This window comes from Alcaligenes sp. RM2, assembly GCF_052931795.1.
This window is the reverse complement of the sequence record NZ_JBRFIO010000002.1, coordinates 231,198-247,656: the sequence shown is the minus strand read 5'-3', so window position 1 is coordinate 247,656 and position 16,459 is coordinate 231,198. Positions and strand designations below refer to the sequence as shown.

Annotated in this window: 14 protein-coding genes; 11 read left to right on the top strand and 3 right to left on the bottom strand. The window is 57.3% G+C overall.

Annotated elements, in window-relative coordinates:
* The first annotated feature begins 17 nt into the window (after nucleotides 1–17).
* Nucleotides 18–479: an Lrp/AsnC family transcriptional regulator gene (locus ACU6HM_RS07955; RefSeq protein WP_021447021.1), complete on the top strand. Its 462-nt coding sequence runs from the start codon at nucleotides 18–20 to the stop codon at nucleotides 477–479.
* Between the two features lie 42 nt (nucleotides 480–521).
* Here the strand turns inward: ACU6HM_RS07955 and ACU6HM_RS07950 are convergent, their stop codons facing one another.
* The 3 genes from ACU6HM_RS07950 to ACU6HM_RS07940 form a co-directional block, all read right to left on the bottom strand.
* Complete coding sequence (locus tag ACU6HM_RS07950; RefSeq protein WP_009462553.1) at nucleotides 522–1,226, bottom strand: GntR family transcriptional regulator; 705 nt, start codon at nucleotides 1,224–1,226, stop codon at nucleotides 522–524.
* 113 nt (nucleotides 1,227–1,339) lie between these two features.
* Nucleotides 1,340–1,768, bottom strand: coding sequence for a hypothetical protein (locus tag ACU6HM_RS07945; protein ID WP_009462554.1), 429 nt, complete (start codon nucleotides 1,766–1,768; stop codon nucleotides 1,340–1,342).
* 204 nt (nucleotides 1,769–1,972) lie between these two features.
* On the bottom strand, nucleotides 1,973–2,986 hold the full coding sequence (locus tag ACU6HM_RS07940; protein ID WP_446763636.1) for a TetR/AcrR family transcriptional regulator: 1,014 nt from the start codon (nucleotides 2,984–2,986) through the stop codon (nucleotides 1,973–1,975).
* A gap of 506 nt (nucleotides 2,987–3,492) precedes the next feature.
* Between ACU6HM_RS07940 and lldP the strand changes: the two genes are divergently transcribed.
* The 10 genes from lldP to ACU6HM_RS07890 all read left to right on the top strand — a co-directional run bounded on the left by lldP (nucleotide 3,493) and on the right by ACU6HM_RS07890 (nucleotide 16,376).
* Entirely contained in the window at nucleotides 3,493–5,160 is a 1,668-nt protein-coding gene (lldP, locus tag ACU6HM_RS07935) for an L-lactate permease (RefSeq protein ID WP_250756670.1), read from the top strand.
* 78 nt (nucleotides 5,161–5,238) lie between these two features.
* Nucleotides 5,239–6,018, top strand: a complete 780-nt coding sequence (lldR, locus tag ACU6HM_RS07930) for a transcriptional regulator LldR (RefSeq protein ID WP_009462556.1) — start codon at nucleotides 5,239–5,241, stop codon at nucleotides 6,016–6,018.
* Entirely contained in the window at nucleotides 6,015–7,154 is a 1,140-nt protein-coding gene (lldD, locus tag ACU6HM_RS07925) for an FMN-dependent L-lactate dehydrogenase LldD (RefSeq protein ID WP_026484948.1), read from the top strand. The genes lldR and lldD overlap by 4 nt, the downstream gene beginning before the upstream one ends.
* Nucleotides 7,155–7,156: 2 nt before the next feature.
* Entirely contained in the window at nucleotides 7,157–8,878 is a 1,722-nt protein-coding gene (dld, locus tag ACU6HM_RS07920; protein ID WP_009462558.1) for a D-lactate dehydrogenase, read from the top strand.
* A gap of 294 nt (nucleotides 8,879–9,172) precedes the next feature.
* Complete coding sequence (locus ACU6HM_RS07915) at nucleotides 9,173–10,960, top strand: ABC transporter ATP-binding protein (protein ID WP_446763635.1); 1,788 nt, start codon at nucleotides 9,173–9,175, stop codon at nucleotides 10,958–10,960.
* Nucleotides 10,954–12,720 (top strand): ABC transporter ATP-binding protein, encoded by a 1,767-nt coding sequence (locus ACU6HM_RS07910; RefSeq protein ID WP_446763634.1) that lies wholly within the window; start codon nucleotides 10,954–10,956, stop codon nucleotides 12,718–12,720. The genes ACU6HM_RS07915 and ACU6HM_RS07910 overlap by 7 nt, the downstream gene beginning before the upstream one ends.
* Nucleotides 12,720–13,664 (top strand): ABC transporter permease, encoded by a 945-nt coding sequence (locus ACU6HM_RS07905; protein WP_254499886.1) that lies wholly within the window; start codon nucleotides 12,720–12,722, stop codon nucleotides 13,662–13,664. The genes ACU6HM_RS07910 and ACU6HM_RS07905 overlap by 1 nt, the downstream gene beginning before the upstream one ends.
* On the top strand, nucleotides 13,661–14,602 hold the full coding sequence (locus ACU6HM_RS07900; RefSeq protein ID WP_369326227.1) for an iron chelate uptake ABC transporter family permease subunit: 942 nt from the start codon (nucleotides 13,661–13,663) through the stop codon (nucleotides 14,600–14,602). Before ACU6HM_RS07905 ends, ACU6HM_RS07900 begins: the two co-directional genes overlap by 4 nt.
* Nucleotides 14,599–15,375, top strand: coding sequence for an iron ABC transporter ATP-binding protein (locus tag ACU6HM_RS07895; protein WP_369326226.1), 777 nt, complete (start codon nucleotides 14,599–14,601; stop codon nucleotides 15,373–15,375). The genes ACU6HM_RS07900 and ACU6HM_RS07895 overlap by 4 nt, the downstream gene beginning before the upstream one ends.
* Nucleotides 15,372–16,376, top strand: a complete 1,005-nt coding sequence (locus ACU6HM_RS07890; protein ID WP_369326225.1) for a siderophore ABC transporter substrate-binding protein — start codon at nucleotides 15,372–15,374, stop codon at nucleotides 16,374–16,376. Before ACU6HM_RS07895 ends, ACU6HM_RS07890 begins: the two co-directional genes overlap by 4 nt.
* Nucleotides 16,377–16,459 lie beyond the last annotated feature (83 nt).

Below are 16,459 nucleotides of genomic sequence, written 5' to 3'. Positions count from 1 at the left end.
ATAGAAAATTCTAAAATATGAGACTAGATGAGACAGACCTGAAAATCCTGCGTCTTTTACAGGACAACGGCAGGCTCAGCAACCAGGAACTAGCTGACCTGGTAGCCCTTTCGCCCTCCTCCTGCCACCGGCGCGTAAAGATTCTGGAGCAGGAAGGCTTCATCGAAAACTACAGCGCCAACTTGAGCGCAGGCAAACTGGGCTTTGCCATTGAAGCCTTTGTGGAAGTGAATATCGGGCAGCTCAACGAGAGCGAGCATCAGTACCTGAGCAAGGCACTGGCTACCATGGATGAAGTGCTCCATGCCTACATCGTGACCGGGCAGGCAAACTACATGCTGCACATACGCACGCGCAACTTCGAGACTTTTTCCAATTTTGTCATTCACAAGCTCAACACACTGCGCGGCGTCACCAAGATCCATTCGCAGATCGTGCTGTCTTGCATCAAGGCCAAGGGGCAACGCTTGCCTGTGTAAACCGGCTACCGGCAAGGTCTGGCCAGGTGCCAGACCCCGGACTTAGTCGTAGTTCAGTTTGAAGCGTCGCTTGAAATGCTCGCTGCGCCACCAGCCCTTGCCGCTTTGCACCGGTTTGTTATCGGTATTGAACAGATCAATACGCTGCACAATCACGGCCTGGTTCTCCTTGATCCAGAGCTGCTTGGCCATGTCTGCCGACGCATTGGCCATGCTGATCTCTTCTTGCGCATGCTTGATGGGCACGTTCAGCACGCCAGTCAGCATCTCTACCATGGTGTGTGTTTCCAGAGCCTGTTGCTCGATACGTTCTCCTATCGAGCGTAGCAAGTAATTCTCCGCAAAATAAAGGGGCACCGCTGACCTGTAGCGCACCGCTTGCAGCTTATAAACCGGCTCATCGGAAGCGAAAAACTCAGCAATATCTGCCGGAGGGGTGACCAGCCCCCAACTGGCAATCTGAGTGGTGGTGTCTTTGCCCAACTGCACCAGGTCATTGATGGAACTCAGCTCCCAGGAGCCGGTGTTCTTGCGTTCCAGCACAAAGGAGCCTCGGCTGGGAAAACGCTCGATCAAGCCATTGCGCGTCAAGATCGCCAGGCCCTGACGCACGGTGATGCGGCTGACGCCGAACATCCCCCCTAGCTCGGCCTCTGTAGGCAAGCGGTCGCCGGGCTTCAAGCGACCGTCCTGGATATAGCGGGTCAGCTTGTCAGCAAGCTGCTCATACAGTGGTTTTGTACTCACTTTTTTATCTCATCCCTGTTGATGACGCTCTGCTGCTGGCTCTCCCTACGTGTTGTGTTCCACCTGCGGTATCAACAGAAAATCGTTGGTTCCCCTGCCAGTAAGCCGTCTTCTTATTCGCGTTCCAGCAGGCCCTTGATCAGAAACATCTCGGCCTCATGGACACAGGAAATCTGCTCCCATGCCGCATCGCTTTGTGTAGCCAAACGCCAGGTCAGCAAGCTCACTACACATTTGTCTGCGCCCAGCTTGAGCACCTCGCCTGGAATAACGCGCGACATATTACGAAACTGCATCGCCTCCTTGCTGGCGCCCACCTCGTAATCCACCTGAAAGCGGTCTGCGTCCACATTCAGGCGCACATAGGTTTCCTGGCCGCTAAAGACCGAGGTCCCCCTGAACAGGCCCGGTTCCACTTCGCTGCGATTCGCACTGCCCCAGGCCCACTGACCTTGCAAGATGCCATCGGACATGATTTCAAAAGCGACCTTAGCCGGGCGCTCCACCAGGATGCTACTGGAATGACAATGTGGATCTTTCACGTACTTGCTCCTGTGACCACTGCTTATTGTTATGACAATGTTTTTATTGTCATGCCAAAGGAAAACCGATACTAGACGGGAAAACACGTACAGTTCAGCGAAAGATTGTCCATAACAAAGCCGCTGCCTCTCAACCCGGAGACGCAGCGGCTTTGAAACCTGAAGCAAAGCGCTATCAGGCGATGGACTACTGTCAGTTATGTCCTAACTTGCTGTCACCCACTGCTGGATGAAAGCGCGCAGCTCGTCGGGGCTGGAGGCCACACCCCCAGGTACCCGATAAACCTTTTCCAAAGGCCCCACCATCTCCTGCAGGGCAGGCAGATTGGCAGGGTCATCGCACATCATCACAATCCCGCGGCAATAACGACCGAAGCCTTCACGATGTGCCTTTAACCACAACACCGCTTTCTTGCGCCCTTCCGGGTCGCCGGGAGTGGAAGGATCGGGCAGGCTTTCGTAGACCAGAACGAACTCTTTTTCGGCCTTGATCAGGGTTTCCATATCGTCCAGCCATTGCGTGGTCAGCTCCAGGGTCAAGGGGAACTCGCGCACCCTTGCTATCGGCAAAGCGGATGTATCCAGAAACTGGGTGGAAAAGTCAGGAGAAATGTCTTGCTCACTCATTGCTAAAGCTCCTTGAATGAGGGCTGTCATGCCCAATTGCAGTATGCCCTCCATCTCGACCTCCTCCACGACCCGTTCCACGGCTGCACGTGGCTCCCGGCCAGCCACGGCATAGACCGTATCGGCAACCGCCAGGCAATGAAAGGCCACCGTTCCCATCAAGTAACGCGAGCGCTCGAAGGACACGCCATAAGCCTGAGCAATGTGCTCTTGATGCTCCCGGATCTTGTCCAGCATGGAAGGAGTCGCCACCAGCCTGCGTATCACATAGGGCGTGATGCCCGGATTGGCTTTCACAAAAGCCTGTGTCGCCGCACTGAACAGCTGCAGATAGTCCTCCAGGCTGTCTTGAACCGGAATCGTGGCCCGAGGCACTTGCCAGCGGCTGAAAATTTCTTCGGCCACCAGTTGTTTAAGCCCTTCCAGATTGCCCACATGCTTGTACAGCGCCATCTGGCTGACACCCAAAGCGGCCGCTACCCCCACAAAGGTGATGTTGGGCAGGCCAATCTGAATGCCAGCGTCGGCAATCCGTGCTCGGGTGATGGTGGGAGGACGTCCGCGTGGCGCGGGCGCCTGAGGGGTTGGCATATCTATGTTGACCCTTTTGATGGCAGCAGCGTGCTAGTACCTGCCACTGCCTCTTATTTAATTTATGAAACTCTACTAATTAGAAGCCTAGTTTACATCCACGATAATGATTCTCAATATCATTTTTTGCAAAGCGAGTGTTCCCGCTGATGAAGTCGCAAGACATCGACCTGAACGAGCAACAGCGTAACCCGATTCCTCCCGCCCCATCCTGGCAAAAATAGTCAGGAACAGAGACTTTCACGCCTGAAAACCGTGTGACAGCCCCTGCCCGTTCCACCTCTTATTTCTGGTTTTTGACCAAAATTGGTATGACCAATTAATTGGATAAAAAATTGTTTATTCTTGAATCGTTAGGGTAAACACTTAGATTCAATAAAATAATCCTTTCTATACAATGCGCTCTGTTCTTGACGATCTCAAGAAATGGTCAGACCAATTTAACGACCTTCAGGCTCGCTTGCGATACAAGCGCCTCCCATTTGCTCCTGCGGAGATAGAACAACATGCAACAAGCGTGGCTGCAGCAATACGATCCCACCGGCAATATCTGGCTGTCGGCACTGATCGCCCTTATTCCGATCATCTTTTTTTTCCTGGCCCTGACCAAGTTGCGCATGAAGGGGTATATGGCAGGGACGATTACCGTCTTGCTGGCCCTGGGCGTTGCCCTGTTTTTCTATCGCATGCCGGTTTCCACTGCGCTGGCCTCGGTGGTGTATGGCTTTTTCTATGGGCTGTGGCCGATCGCCTGGATCATTGTGGCCGCCGTTTTTCTGTACAAGATTTCGGTCAAGACCGGTCAGTTCGACATCATTCGCGCCTCCATCCTGTCCGTCACGCCTGACCAGCGCCTGCAACTGATCCTGGTGGGCTTTTGCTTTGGCGCCTTCCTGGAAGGGGCAGCCGGTTTTGGTGCGCCCGTTGCCATTACTGCCGCCTTGCTGGCTGGCCTGGGTTTCCGCCCCTTGTACGCGGCCGGTCTGTGTCTGATTGCCAATACCGCCCCGGTGGCGTTCGGTGCCATGGGTATTCCTATCATCGTGGCCGGTCAGGTATCGGGTATTGATCCCTTTGAAATCGGCCAGATGGCTGGTCGCCAACTGCCTTTCATGACGGTGCTCGTGCTGTTCTGGCTGATGGCCATCATGGACGGCTGGCGCGGTATCAAGGAAACCTGGCCTGCCGTGCTGGTCGGTGGCGGCTCCTTCGCGCTGGTGCAGTTCCTGACCGCCAACTACATTGGCCCCGAGCTGCCGGACATTACCTCGGCTCTGGTTTCCCTGGTTGTGCTGACCCTGTTCCTGAAAGTGTGGCAACCCAAACGTATCTTCCGTTTTGAAACACAAGAAGGCTCGCCTGCCCAGGACAATCTGGCCAATCAAGCCCCTACCGTGCTGAGCACTGGCCGCATCATCAAAGCATGGTCGCCCTTCATCATCCTGACCGCCATGGTCACGATCTGGAGTGTGCAGCCTTTCAAAGCCTTGTTTGCTGCCAATGGCCCGCTGGCGTCGACCATCGTGAATATTCCTGTGCCCTTCCTGCACAATCTGGTCGACAAGGCCCCACCCGTCGTGGCCTCGGCCACTCCGTATGGCGCGGTCTACTCCTTTAACTGGCTCTCTGCCACCGGCACCGCCATTCTGATTGCCGCCTTGCTGACTATCCTCTTTTTGCGCATGAAACCCGCAAAAGCGGTGGAAACCTTGGGCGAAACCTTCAAGGAACTGGCTGTACCGATCTACTCGATTGGCATGGTGCTGGCCTTTGCCTTTATCGCCAACTACTCCGGCCTGTCCGCAACTTTGGCGCTGGCCCTGGCTCACACCGGCAAAGCCTTCACCTTCTTCTCGCCCTTCCTGGGCTGGATCGGTGTGTTCCTGACTGGTTCCGACACCTCTGCCAACGCCTTGTTTGGTGCCTTGCAGGCAACCACGGCACAGCAGCTGGGTCTGCCTGAAGTGCTGATGGTGGCCGCCAACACCACAGGTGGTGTGACCGGCAAGATGATCTCGCCCCAGTCGATCGCCATTGCCTGCGCGGCAGTGGGTCTGGCCGGCAAAGAATCCGATCTGTTCCGCTTTACCGTGAAACACAGCTTGATCTTTGCGGTTCTGATTGGCCTGCTGACTACCCTGCAAGCCTATGTGTTACCTTGGATGATTCCCTAAGGGCCCGCCCTCATCCTTCATCTGCAAGGCGCGTATACGCGTGCCTTGCAGATTTATTTTTCCGGTATCTCAAGAACTATGCGCCTCTCTGATCACGTTGCCCAACAATTGCTGGCGCTGATTCAATCCAGCGATTTCAAGGCCGGGCAAAGACTGCCTGCCGAGCGTACGTTGGCAGCTCAATTGAATGTGTCGCGTGCATCGCTGCGCGAGGCTATTCAGCAACTGAACAGCCAGGGCATTTTGCGCAGTCAGGTAGGTTCAGGCACTTACCTGGCCTCCCAAACGCCCCAATGGACCCAGCGCTCGGTAGACCCGCTGGCCGCCCTGATGCTGTCTGATCCCCAGTACCGTTACGACGTGCTGGAAGCGCGCATTGCTCTGGAGAGCAGTACCACCTGGCACGCAGCCCTGCGTGCCTCGCCCGAAGACAAGGACAAGATCCTGCAATGCTTCGAGCAAATGATTCGCTACCAGCAAAGCGGCGATACCGTGCAGTCCGCCCGCGCCGATGCCCAGTTTCACCTGGCCGTGGCCGAAGCCTCGCACAATCTGGTGCTGGTTCAGGTCATGCGGGGCCTGTTTGATCTGGTGCTCAGCAGCGTGACGCAAAACCGGGACATCATCATGTTCGTGCATGACTCCCCCGAGACCATTGTCAATCTGACGGCGCAACACGAAGCCCTGGTCAAAGCCATTGTTGATGGCGATCCCGCTCAAGCACGCCACGTTGTGAACGAACACCTGGGCTACGTACGCAACACCCTTCTTCAGGCTGACGAAGACCTTGCACGCCGCGAACGTGCCGCGCGCCTGCAAACCCCTCCTTCCGTCTTATCCGACCCGACCCTGCCATGATTATTTCCTCCTCGACCGACTACCGGCGTGCCGCCCAAAAACGACTGCCTCCTTTCCTGTTCCACTACATTGACGGCGGTGCCTACGCCGAGCACACGCTACGCCGCAATGTAGACGATCTGGCCAATGTCGCCCTGCGCCAGCGTGTCCTGAAGGACATGAGCCAGCTCGATACCAGCATTGAGCTGTTTGGTGAAAAACTGTCCATTCCGGTGGCCCTGTCCCCGGTAGGTCTGACAGGCATGTACGCGCGTCGAGGGGAAGTCCAGGCTGCCCAGGCAGCCGATGCACATGGCATTCCCTTCACCATGTCGAGCGTGTCAGTCTGCCCGATCGAGGAAGTTGCGCCGCGCCTGAAGCGGCCCATGTGGTTTCAGCTGTATGTGCTGAAGGACCGTGGCTTCATGCGCAATGCACTGGAACGCGCGCAAGCTGCTGGCTGCAGCACCCTGGTCTTTACCGTGGACATGCCCGTACCCGGCGCTCGTTACCGCGATGCGCATTCGGGCATGAGCGGCCCGAACGCCGCCCTGCGTCGCTATGCACAGGCTGTCATGCACCCGCGCTGGGCCTGGGATGTTGGTCTGCTGGGTCGCCCGCACGATCTGGGCAATATCTCGCGCTACCTGGGCAAGCCTACGGGTCTGGAAGACTATATGGGTTATCTGGGCGCGAACTTTGACCCCTCGATTTCCTGGAAGGATCTGGAGTGGATACGCGAATTCTGGAAAGGCCCCATGCTGATCAAAGGCATTCTGGACCCCGATGACGCCCGCGATGCCGTGCGCTTTGGTGCCGATGGCATCATCGTCTCGAATCACGGCGGCCGTCAGCTTGACGGCGTCTTGTCCTCGGCACGCGCGCTGCCTGCCATTGCCGATGCCGTCAAAGGCCAGATCAAGATTCTGGCAGATTCGGGTATCCGCAGTGGCCTGGACGTGGTGCGCATGATTGCGCTGGGTGCCGACGCTGCCATGCTGGGCCGCGCCTACATCTATGCCTTGGCCGCCGCCGGGCAATCCGGCGTGGACCACCTGCTGGGCCTGATTGAAAAAGAAATTCGGGTCGCCATGACACTGACCAGTGTCAGCAGCATTTCCCAGATCACCTCTGACCTGCTTGTACAGGAGTCTTGACCATGTCAGTTTCCACCAGCGCTGCGGATTTGTTGCAGCAACTGCGCTCTATTGTCGGCAACCCTCACGTCCTGACGGACGACCGCAGTACGCGTCGTTACCGCAAGGGCCATCGCACGGGTGAAGGCAAGGTATTGGCCGTTGTGCGGCCCGGAACGCTGCTGGAACAATGGCGCAGCCTGCAAGCCGCTGTCGCTGCCGATTGCATCGTGATCATGCAGGCAGCCAACACCGGCCTGACGGGCGGCTCCACCCCCGACGGGGACGACTACGACCGCGACATCGTGCTGATGAACACCATGCGTCTGCAAGGCATACAAGTCATCAACGATGGCCAGCAAGTTGTCTGCCTGCCCGGTGCCACGCTGGACCGTCTGGAACAGACCCTGGCCCCGCTGGAGCGTGAGCCCCACTCGGTGATTGGCTCCTCGTGTATCGGCGCCTCTGTGCTGGGCGGTGTTTGCAATAACTCCGGCGGTGCGCTGGTACGACGCGGCCCGGCCTACACGGAATTGACGCTGTACGCGCAAGTGCTGGACGATGGCACCCTGCAACTGGTCAATCACCTGGGCATCAATCTGGGAGATACCCCGGAAGAAATTCTGAGCCGCCTGGAGCAAGGCAAATACAGTGTTGCGGATATCATCAACGACCCGGAACGCAAGGCCAGCGACCCACGCTACGCCGACGATGTGCGCGATGTGGATGCCCAGACCCCGGCCCGTTTCAATGCCGACCCTTCACGCCTGTACGAAGCCTCCGGCTCGGCCGGCAAGCTGTGCATTTTTGCCGTGCGTCTGGATACCTTTCCCAAAGAAGCCAGTACCGTTTTCTACATCGGCACCAATGACCCGGACGAGCTCACGGCCGTGCGCCGCCATCTGCTGACGGAACTGCCCCGCCTGCCCATTGCGGGCGAGTACATCCATCGCACCGCCTACGATATTGGCGAGCAATACGGCAAAGACACCTTCTTGCTGATCGACCGTTTTGGTACCGCCAAAGTGCCATCCGCCTTTGCCATGAAAAGCCGTGTGGATGGCTTTTTTGAGCGCTTTGGCTGGCGCGGCGTCACTGATCGCGTGATCCAGGCCATCATGAACCGCCTGCCCAGCCACCTGCCGCCGCGCATGCGTGAATGGCGCGACCGCTTCGAGCATCACCTGTTGCTGCGCGTCTCCAACGACACCGCGCAGGCCACGCGCGATTTTCTGAGCCAGCAATTTGAAGGCAGCCAGCAAGGTGCCTATTTCGAGTGCGATGCCGAAGAAGGTCGCAAAGCCTTTCTGCACCGTTTTGCCATTGCCGGTGCTGCCATCCGCTACCGCGAGGCGCACCCCGACAGCGTGGAAGATATTGTGGCGCTGGACATTGCCTTGCGCCGTAATGACAAGGAATGGGTGGAGCAACTGCCGGACGATATGGAAAAAGACATCGTCCACAAGCTCTATTACGGCCACTTCCTGTGCCACGTATTCCACCAGGACTACATCGTCAAAAAAGGCGTGGTTCCTCTGGATATGGAACACCGCATGTGGAAGTTGCTGGATGAACGCCGTGCCGAATACCCGGCCGAGCATAATGTTGGCCACCTGTATATCGCCAAACCTGCCCTGGCCGGTTTCTATCGCGAGCTGGACCCGACCAACACCTTCAACCCTGGCATCGGCCACACCTCGCGCCGCAAATGGTGGAGTGTGTGCTGCGGCGGCAAACACGACTAGCCCCCTTTTTCTTGAAGGCACTCACGGGCTGCAAGCCATTCCCTTGCTTGCAGCGCGGTCCGCCCCTTCAATAAACCGTCCTTCATGCAAACCAGCAGGCCCCCAAGCTCGACTTGGTGGGCCTGTTTTTTTGTGCATTGTGACAAACAGAACACAAAAATATTCTGCCGCCTTTCCTATTTAGTTTAATAGGTTCCACTAATTCAAAATTTAGATTACATTATCGATAATGATTCTCAATACCTTATATTGAAGAGCCGAATTCTCCGGCTTTTTAGATACTTACCACCGCTCATGACCACTCGTGAAACTGCTACGGACGTGCGTAAAGAGCCTGGCCCCATCAGCCAGATCCTCAGCTCTATACGCTCACGTCTGATTGTTGCCGCCGTTCTGGCGGCCTTGGGTTCAATGCTGACCCTGGTGCCTTTGGCCGGAATCGCCCATCTCGCCAAGTTGGCTTTGGGCAATACCCTGTCTGGAGAGCTGCAAGGCGATATAGGCTGGACGGTGCTATTGAGCATCATCAGCATGTTTGCAGGCCTGGCCCTGATCTCGGCAGGCGAGCTGCTGGCCCACCTGGCCGACAATCAGCTGACACGCGGTCTGCGTCTGAGCGCTGCCCAACGACTGGCCAAAGTGCCACTGGGCTGGTTTACCGGCCAGGCTTCAGGCGAAGTGAAACAAGCCATGCAGGATGACATCGCCACCCTGCACAGCCTGACCGCACACTTTTACACCTCGGTCGGCCGCGCCGTCGGTGCTATTGCGATCTCGGTGCTGTACCTGTTCGTCATGGACTGGCGTATGGCCATCGTGGCTCTACTGCCCTTCCCCGGTTTCTTCCTGTTCTTGCGCCACGCCATGAAGGCCAGCAGCGCGAACATGCAGGGCTTTGTCGAAAAGCTGGGCCGCTTGAATAGTGCCACCGTGGAATTTGTCAGCGGCATTCCCGTGGTCAAGGCCTTTGGCTCCAATGGGCAGGCACATGGCGGCTATAGCAAGGCCGTGGATGGCTTTGCCGACGCCTTTCTGAACTTTGCCCGCCCTTTGGTGGCCCGCATGGCTCACGCCCATGCCATGATCGCTCCGGTCACGGTTCTAGGTGTCGTGCTGATCTTCGGTGCCCTCTTCAGCTATTTGAACTGGATTGCCCCGGTAGACATTCTGCCCTTCGCCCTGGTGGCTCCCGGCATTTGCGCCCCCCTGCTCTTGCTGCATACCCTGCTGCACGATCTGGGTGGCGCAACGGGTGCGGCACAGCGCGTACAAGCTTTGATGCAAACCCCCGTACTGGAACCGCTGAGCACTGATCAGCAACAAGTCCCGGCAAATCAGGAAGTACGGGTCGAAAACGTCAGCTATGCCTACGGCGAAGGCCATCTGGCACTTAGCAATATCAGCTTCACCCTGGAGCCAGGCACAGTCACCGCGATTGTGGGCTCTTCCGGTTCTGGAAAATCCACCATCGCCCGCCTGCTACTGCGCTTTTTTGACCCCAGCGAGGGCCGCATCACCCTGGGCGGTGCCGATCTGCGCCAGATTGAATCCACCGAACTTTACCGCCGCGTTGGCTTTGTGCTGCAAGAGGTGCGCCTGATCAATGCCAGCGTGCGCGAGAACATTGCGCTGGGCCGCCCCTCGGCCAGTCAGCAAGAGATTGAAGATGCCGCTCGCGCCGCCAATATTCACGACCGTATCTTGACCCTGCCTCGTGGCTACGACTCTGTCGTGGGTGAAGACGCCCAACTCTCGGGCGGCGAGCGTCAGCGCGTCAGCATTGCGCGCGCTGTCCTGCTGGACCCACCCATTCTGGTGCTGGACGAAGCCACCGCCGCTGCCGATGCCAGCAATGAAGTGGCTATTCAAGATGCTCTGTCACGCTTTGCCCAAGGCCGCACCTTGCTGGTCATTGCTCACCGCCTGGACACCATCATGCACGCGGATCGCATTCTGGTGCTGGAAGACGGCGCGATTGTGGAGCAAGGCAGTCACACCAGCCTGCTGGCTGAACAAGGCCGTTACGCACGGCTCTGGACCCTGGGTGGCTACGACAACCGTTCCAAGGACACATCATGCTAAAGACCCTGATTCAGTTGCTGGGTACGGATGCCCCCATTTTCCGCCGCTATGGCTGGATGGCTGTTTTATACGGCCTGCTGTGCGGCCTGACCATGACTACCTTGGTCCCCGTTTTCACTCATCTGCTCAATGGCGAGCCCAAACAAGCAGGCGGCTGGTTGCTGGTCCTGCTGCTTGGCGTGGCTGTCTGCTGGGCTTGGCGCCGCCATGTGGAGCAGGCTGGTGTAAATGTTGGGGCCGCCATCCTGCAAGGTGGCCGGCATCGTCTGGGCGAACATATCGCCCAACTGCCCGTAGGCTGGTTCTCCGCTCAAAACACCGCGCGGCTTGGGCACATCGTCACTCAAGGCATGATGTCGGTGGCCCAATTGCCTGCACACGTCTTCACCCCGCTGATCGCCGGAGTTGTGACGCCGCTTGTGCTGGTCGTGGCGCTGTTCATCCTGCATTGGCCGCTGGGTTTGATTGCCCTGATCGCGTTGCCTTTGCTGGCGGGTGTTCTGGCACTGACCGCCCATTTGGGACGCAAGGCTGATGATGCCTTCCAGGCCCACTTCGCCCATGCCAGCCAGCGCGTGGTGGAGTTTGCCCAGGCCCAATCCGTGCTGCGTGCCTTCAATGGCGAAGGCGGTGGCACCCGTCTGCTGGAAGAAGCGATTGAGCGCCAGCACCAGGCGGGCAAGAAACTGATCTGGCAATCCACGGCCTCGGCGGTACTCAATGCCTGGGCCGTACAAGCAGCCTTTGCGGCCTTGCTGATTGCCGCCACGCCTTGGCTAAACAGCCATACGGGTCTGGGCCTGAGCAGTGCAGAAGTCATCGCCGTCATCGTGTCCTTGCTGCTGAGCGCACGCTATATCGACTCCTTGCTGGAAGTGGCCAGCTACGGTGAAGTGCTGCGCGGTGCACGCGGCCAACTTGATGCGATTCAAGAACTGTTTGCCGTTCAGCCCCTGCCCGAACCCGCTTCGCCCCAAACTCCAAGCGACGGCTCGATTGTGCTGAACAATGTGCATTTCCGCTATGCCGCCGACAAGCCCAATGTACTGAATGGCGTCAGCCTGAACATTGCACCTGGCAGCATGGTGGCCCTGATCGGGGAATCCGGCTCAGGCAAAACCACACTGGCTCGTCTGATTGCCCGCTTCTTTGATGTCAGCCAGGGCAGTGTCTCCATTGGAGGCGTGGATGTACGCCAGATCGGCAGCCCCGTACTGGCCACGCAAATCAGCCAGATTTTCCAGGACGACTATCTGTTCGCAGGCAGCATTGCCGAGAACATACGCCTGGGCAAACCGGATGCAACCGAGGCCGAACTGATGGAAGCGATGGAACAAGCCGGTGTCAGCGAAATCATCGCGCGCTTGCCAGAAGGTCTGAACACAACGGTGGGCGAAGGCGGGGCCCGCCTGTCCGGGGGCGAGCGTCAACGCATCGCCATTGCGCGCGCTCTGCTCAAGAACGCCCCCATTTTGCTGGTGGACGAAGCCACCGCCGCACTGGATGCCGAAAACCAGGCAGCCATTGCCCAGGCTTTGGCCCGTCTGCGTGGCAAGCGTACCCTGATCGTGATTGCTCATCAGCTCTCTACCGTAGCCATGGCCGATCAAATCGTGGTGCTGGAAAACGGCCAGATTATCGAGCAAGGCCCGCCGGCCCAACTGCGCGAAACCCAAGGCCGTTATGCCCACTTCCTGAACCAGCGTCATGCCGCCAAAGGATGGCGTATTGACACCGCAGCCCAGAATAACGGTGTGTGATGCGAGCTAGATCTTTTGTGCTGGTGTTTCTGATCTTGTGCAGCCTGTCTTTGCTGATAGGTGCACGGCAAATCAGCTGGGCACAATTATGGAGTTTTTCAGGCGATGCCTGGCTGACACTGAGCGCCAGCCGCCTGCCCCGTCTGGCGGCGCTGGTCTTGAGTGGTATAGGCCTGTCTGTCTGCGGGGTGATCTTGCAGCACATTGTGCGCAATAAATTTGTGGAACCGGCCACCTCGGGCGGGCTGGATGCCGCCAAGCTGGGCATTCTGATCGCCCTGACTCTGGCCCCCACCAGCGGCACATTGGGCAAGCTGCTGTTTGCCCTCTTGTTCTGCTTTGCCTCCAGCCTGATCTTCATCGCTGTGGTACGCCGCATCCGCTTCAAGAACACCGTGCTGGTGCCGGTGATTGGCTTGATGTATGGGGGTGTGCTTAGCGCCATTGCCGAGTTCTATGCCTACCACCATCAGATTTTGCAAAGCATGCAGGGCTGGATGCTGGGCGACTTTTCCAAGATCGTGCAGGGCAATTACGAAATCATTTATTTGATCCTGCCCATTGTGTTGCTCACCTATCTGTATGCGCATCGCTTCACTGTGCTGGGCATGGGCGAAGGCATGGCCACCAGCCTGGGCCTGAACTATTCCGCCACCGTGGCCCTGGGTTTGATACTGGTCGCGGTTACCGTCTCGGCCACTGTTATTACCGTAGGGGCCATTCCCTTTATCGGCCTGGTCATCCCCAATCTGGTGGCGCTGCGCTATGGTGACAATCTGGCTCGCACCTTGCCCATTGTGGCGCTGGGTGGTGCCAGCCTGCTGCTGGCTTGCGACATTCTGGGCCGCCTCATCATCTACCCTTTTGAAGTCCCTATTGGCCTGACCGCAGGCGGCGTGGGTGGCCTGCTGTTTCTGTTCCTGATCTTCTGGAGGAACCGATGAAACGGCAACATCTGGTCTGGATCCTGTTGCTGGTGCTGGCACTGAGCTTTGTGTTCTATCGCTCCGGCCTGGACTTCGACTACATCATCCCCAAACGACTGAACCGCTTGGCGGCTATGGTGATTGGCGGCATCTGCATTGCCTGGTCCTCGATTATTTTCCAGACCATGACCGGCAACCGGATTCTGACGCCCGCCATCATGGGATACGAAGCGGTTTACCTGCTGTTCCAGTCCCTGCTGATTTTGCTGCTGGGCACACAAAGTCTGGTGATGCTGGGCGCCAATGGCAATGTGGTGCTGTCCATTGTGCTGATGCTGGCCTACTCGCTGGCAATCCATCACTGGCTGTTTCGCCAGGGCAAGAACAATGTGTATTTCCTGCTGCTGATGGGGCTGGTACTGACCATGATCATCAGCACCTTCACCCAGTTTGTGCAGCTAAAGATCAGCCCCGGCGAGTTCTCCATTTTGCTGGGTTTTAGCCAAACGTCCTTTAACCGGGCCGAGCCTTTGCAACTGCTGGTTTCCGCCCTTCTGGTGGGGAGCATTTGCCTGGGCAGCCTGCGCAGCTTGCCCACGCTGGACGTGCTGTCTTTGGGCCGCGAACAAGCCATTTCTTTAGGTGTCGACTATCGCCGTACCGTGCGCATCCAGCTGGCACTGATTGCTGCCCTGGTGGCTATTTCCACCAGCCTGCTCGGGCCCACTGCCTTCATGGGGATTTTTGTAGCCAACACCAGCTATGCGCTGGCCCGCAGCTTCCGACACCGAATCACGCTGCCGCTAGGCTGCGCCATCGCCATCGTCATGTTTTTGCTGGCACAGATAGCGGTGGAACACATTTTCAATTACCGCACGACCGTCGGGATACTCGTCAACCTGGTGTGTGGCGCGTACTTTCTGGGACTGATGGTTCGTACCCGAGGCACTGCATGATTACGATCAATCAGCTCTCCAAACACTACAAGAAGAAGACCGTGCTTTCCAAGGTCAGCACACAGTTCCCCGCCGGACAGCTCAGCTCCCTGATCGGCCCCAATGGTGCCGGTAAAACCACCTTGTTGATGAGTATCGCCCGCTTGCTGGAGACCGACGAAGGCCAGATCCAGCTAGACGGCCGCAACATTGCGGATATACGTATTGCTGACTATGCGCGCCGGGTGGCCACCTTGCGCCAATCTCCTGATTTCAATTTGCGCCTGACGGTGGAAGAACTGGTCGCCTTTGGCCGCTTCCCCTATAGCCGGGGCGTGCTGACGGATGAAGATCAACAAGCCATCTCCGACGCTATTCAGTTTCTATCGCTGGAACCCTTGCGCCAGTCCTATCTGGACGAGCTGAGCGGCGGTCAGCGACAGATGGCTTTTCTGGCCATGACCATTGCCCAGCAAACCGATTATTTGCTGCTGGATGAGCCGCTGAACAATCTGGACATCAAGCACGCCGTCCAGATCATGCGCGCCTTGCGTCGGCTCTGTGACGAGTACGGCCGTACCGTGATTCTGGTGGTGCATGACATCAACTTTGCCGCCAACTATTCCGATCATATTGTGGCCATGAAAAACGGTGCTTTGTACTGCGCAGGACCGGTGTCAGAGGTCATCACGCAAGCACGGCTGACCGAACTTTATGGTCTGGATTTCGAGATTACGCACAGCGAGCGTGGCCGCCTGTGCAATTACTTCACCCCATCAGGAGAACTAGCATGATCGCCAAACACAGATACGGGCTGATAGCCCTGTTTGTGGCCGCCAGCTTTGCCTTGCAAGGCTGCGAGAAAAAGACCCAGGCAGCGGCGGAAACCCCGGCACCGCAAGCCGCCGTCAGCCCGCAGGCCAGTGCCCGCTATGAACCGATTGTGGTCGAACACAAGCTGGGCTCGACACGCATCGAAAAGCTGCCACAACGCGTCGTGGCGCTGGACATGAACGAAGTGGATTTTCTGGATGCCTTGGGTGTCCCGGTGGTGGGTATGCCCAAAGACTTCATCCCGGTATTCCTGGACAAGTATAAAAACGCCCCTGAAATTCAGGACACCGGCGCAATTGTGCAACCCAATGTGGAACAGGTGTACGCCGCCAAACCGGACCTGATTCTGATCACCTCCTTGCAAGCCAATCACTACAAGGAACTGAGCCAGATCGCCCCCACCATTCACTTTGACGTGGATTACCGCGATAGTCAGGTCAACCACATTGAAGTCATCAAGAATCACCTGCTGACTCTGGGCTCGATTTTCAAGAAAGAAGCGCTGGCCCAACAAAAAGTGGCCGAGCTGGATGCCAAAGTCGCCCAGGCCAAAGAAATCACCCAGGAGCGTCCTGAAAAAGCCCTGATTGTTCTGCATAACAACGGCTCGTTCAGCTCCTTCGGAGTGCAGTCCCGCTACGGTTTTGTATTCAATGCGCTGGGCGTACAGCCTGCCAGCCCGACGGTAGAAACCGGCCTGCACGGACAGCCTGTTTCCAGCGAGTTCATCCAGCAAGCCAATCCGGACATCATTTACATCATCGACCGTACCGCCGTAATGGAACGTCGCCCTGCCCTGAACGCCGACAGCCTGAGCAACCCGCTGCTGCGTGAAACCAAAGCCTGGCAAAACGGCCGTGTGGTATTTGCCAATGCCGAAGCTTGGTACGTAACTGCCGCCAGTGTCACCTCGCTGAAATTGATTATTGATGACGTGATCAAAGCCTACCAACAACCATGATCTAACGGTTTTTACACGGGCAAATAGACAGTAACGCGACTCAATCCAATTTCTATTTGCCTTAATCAAAGCAAAGAAACACA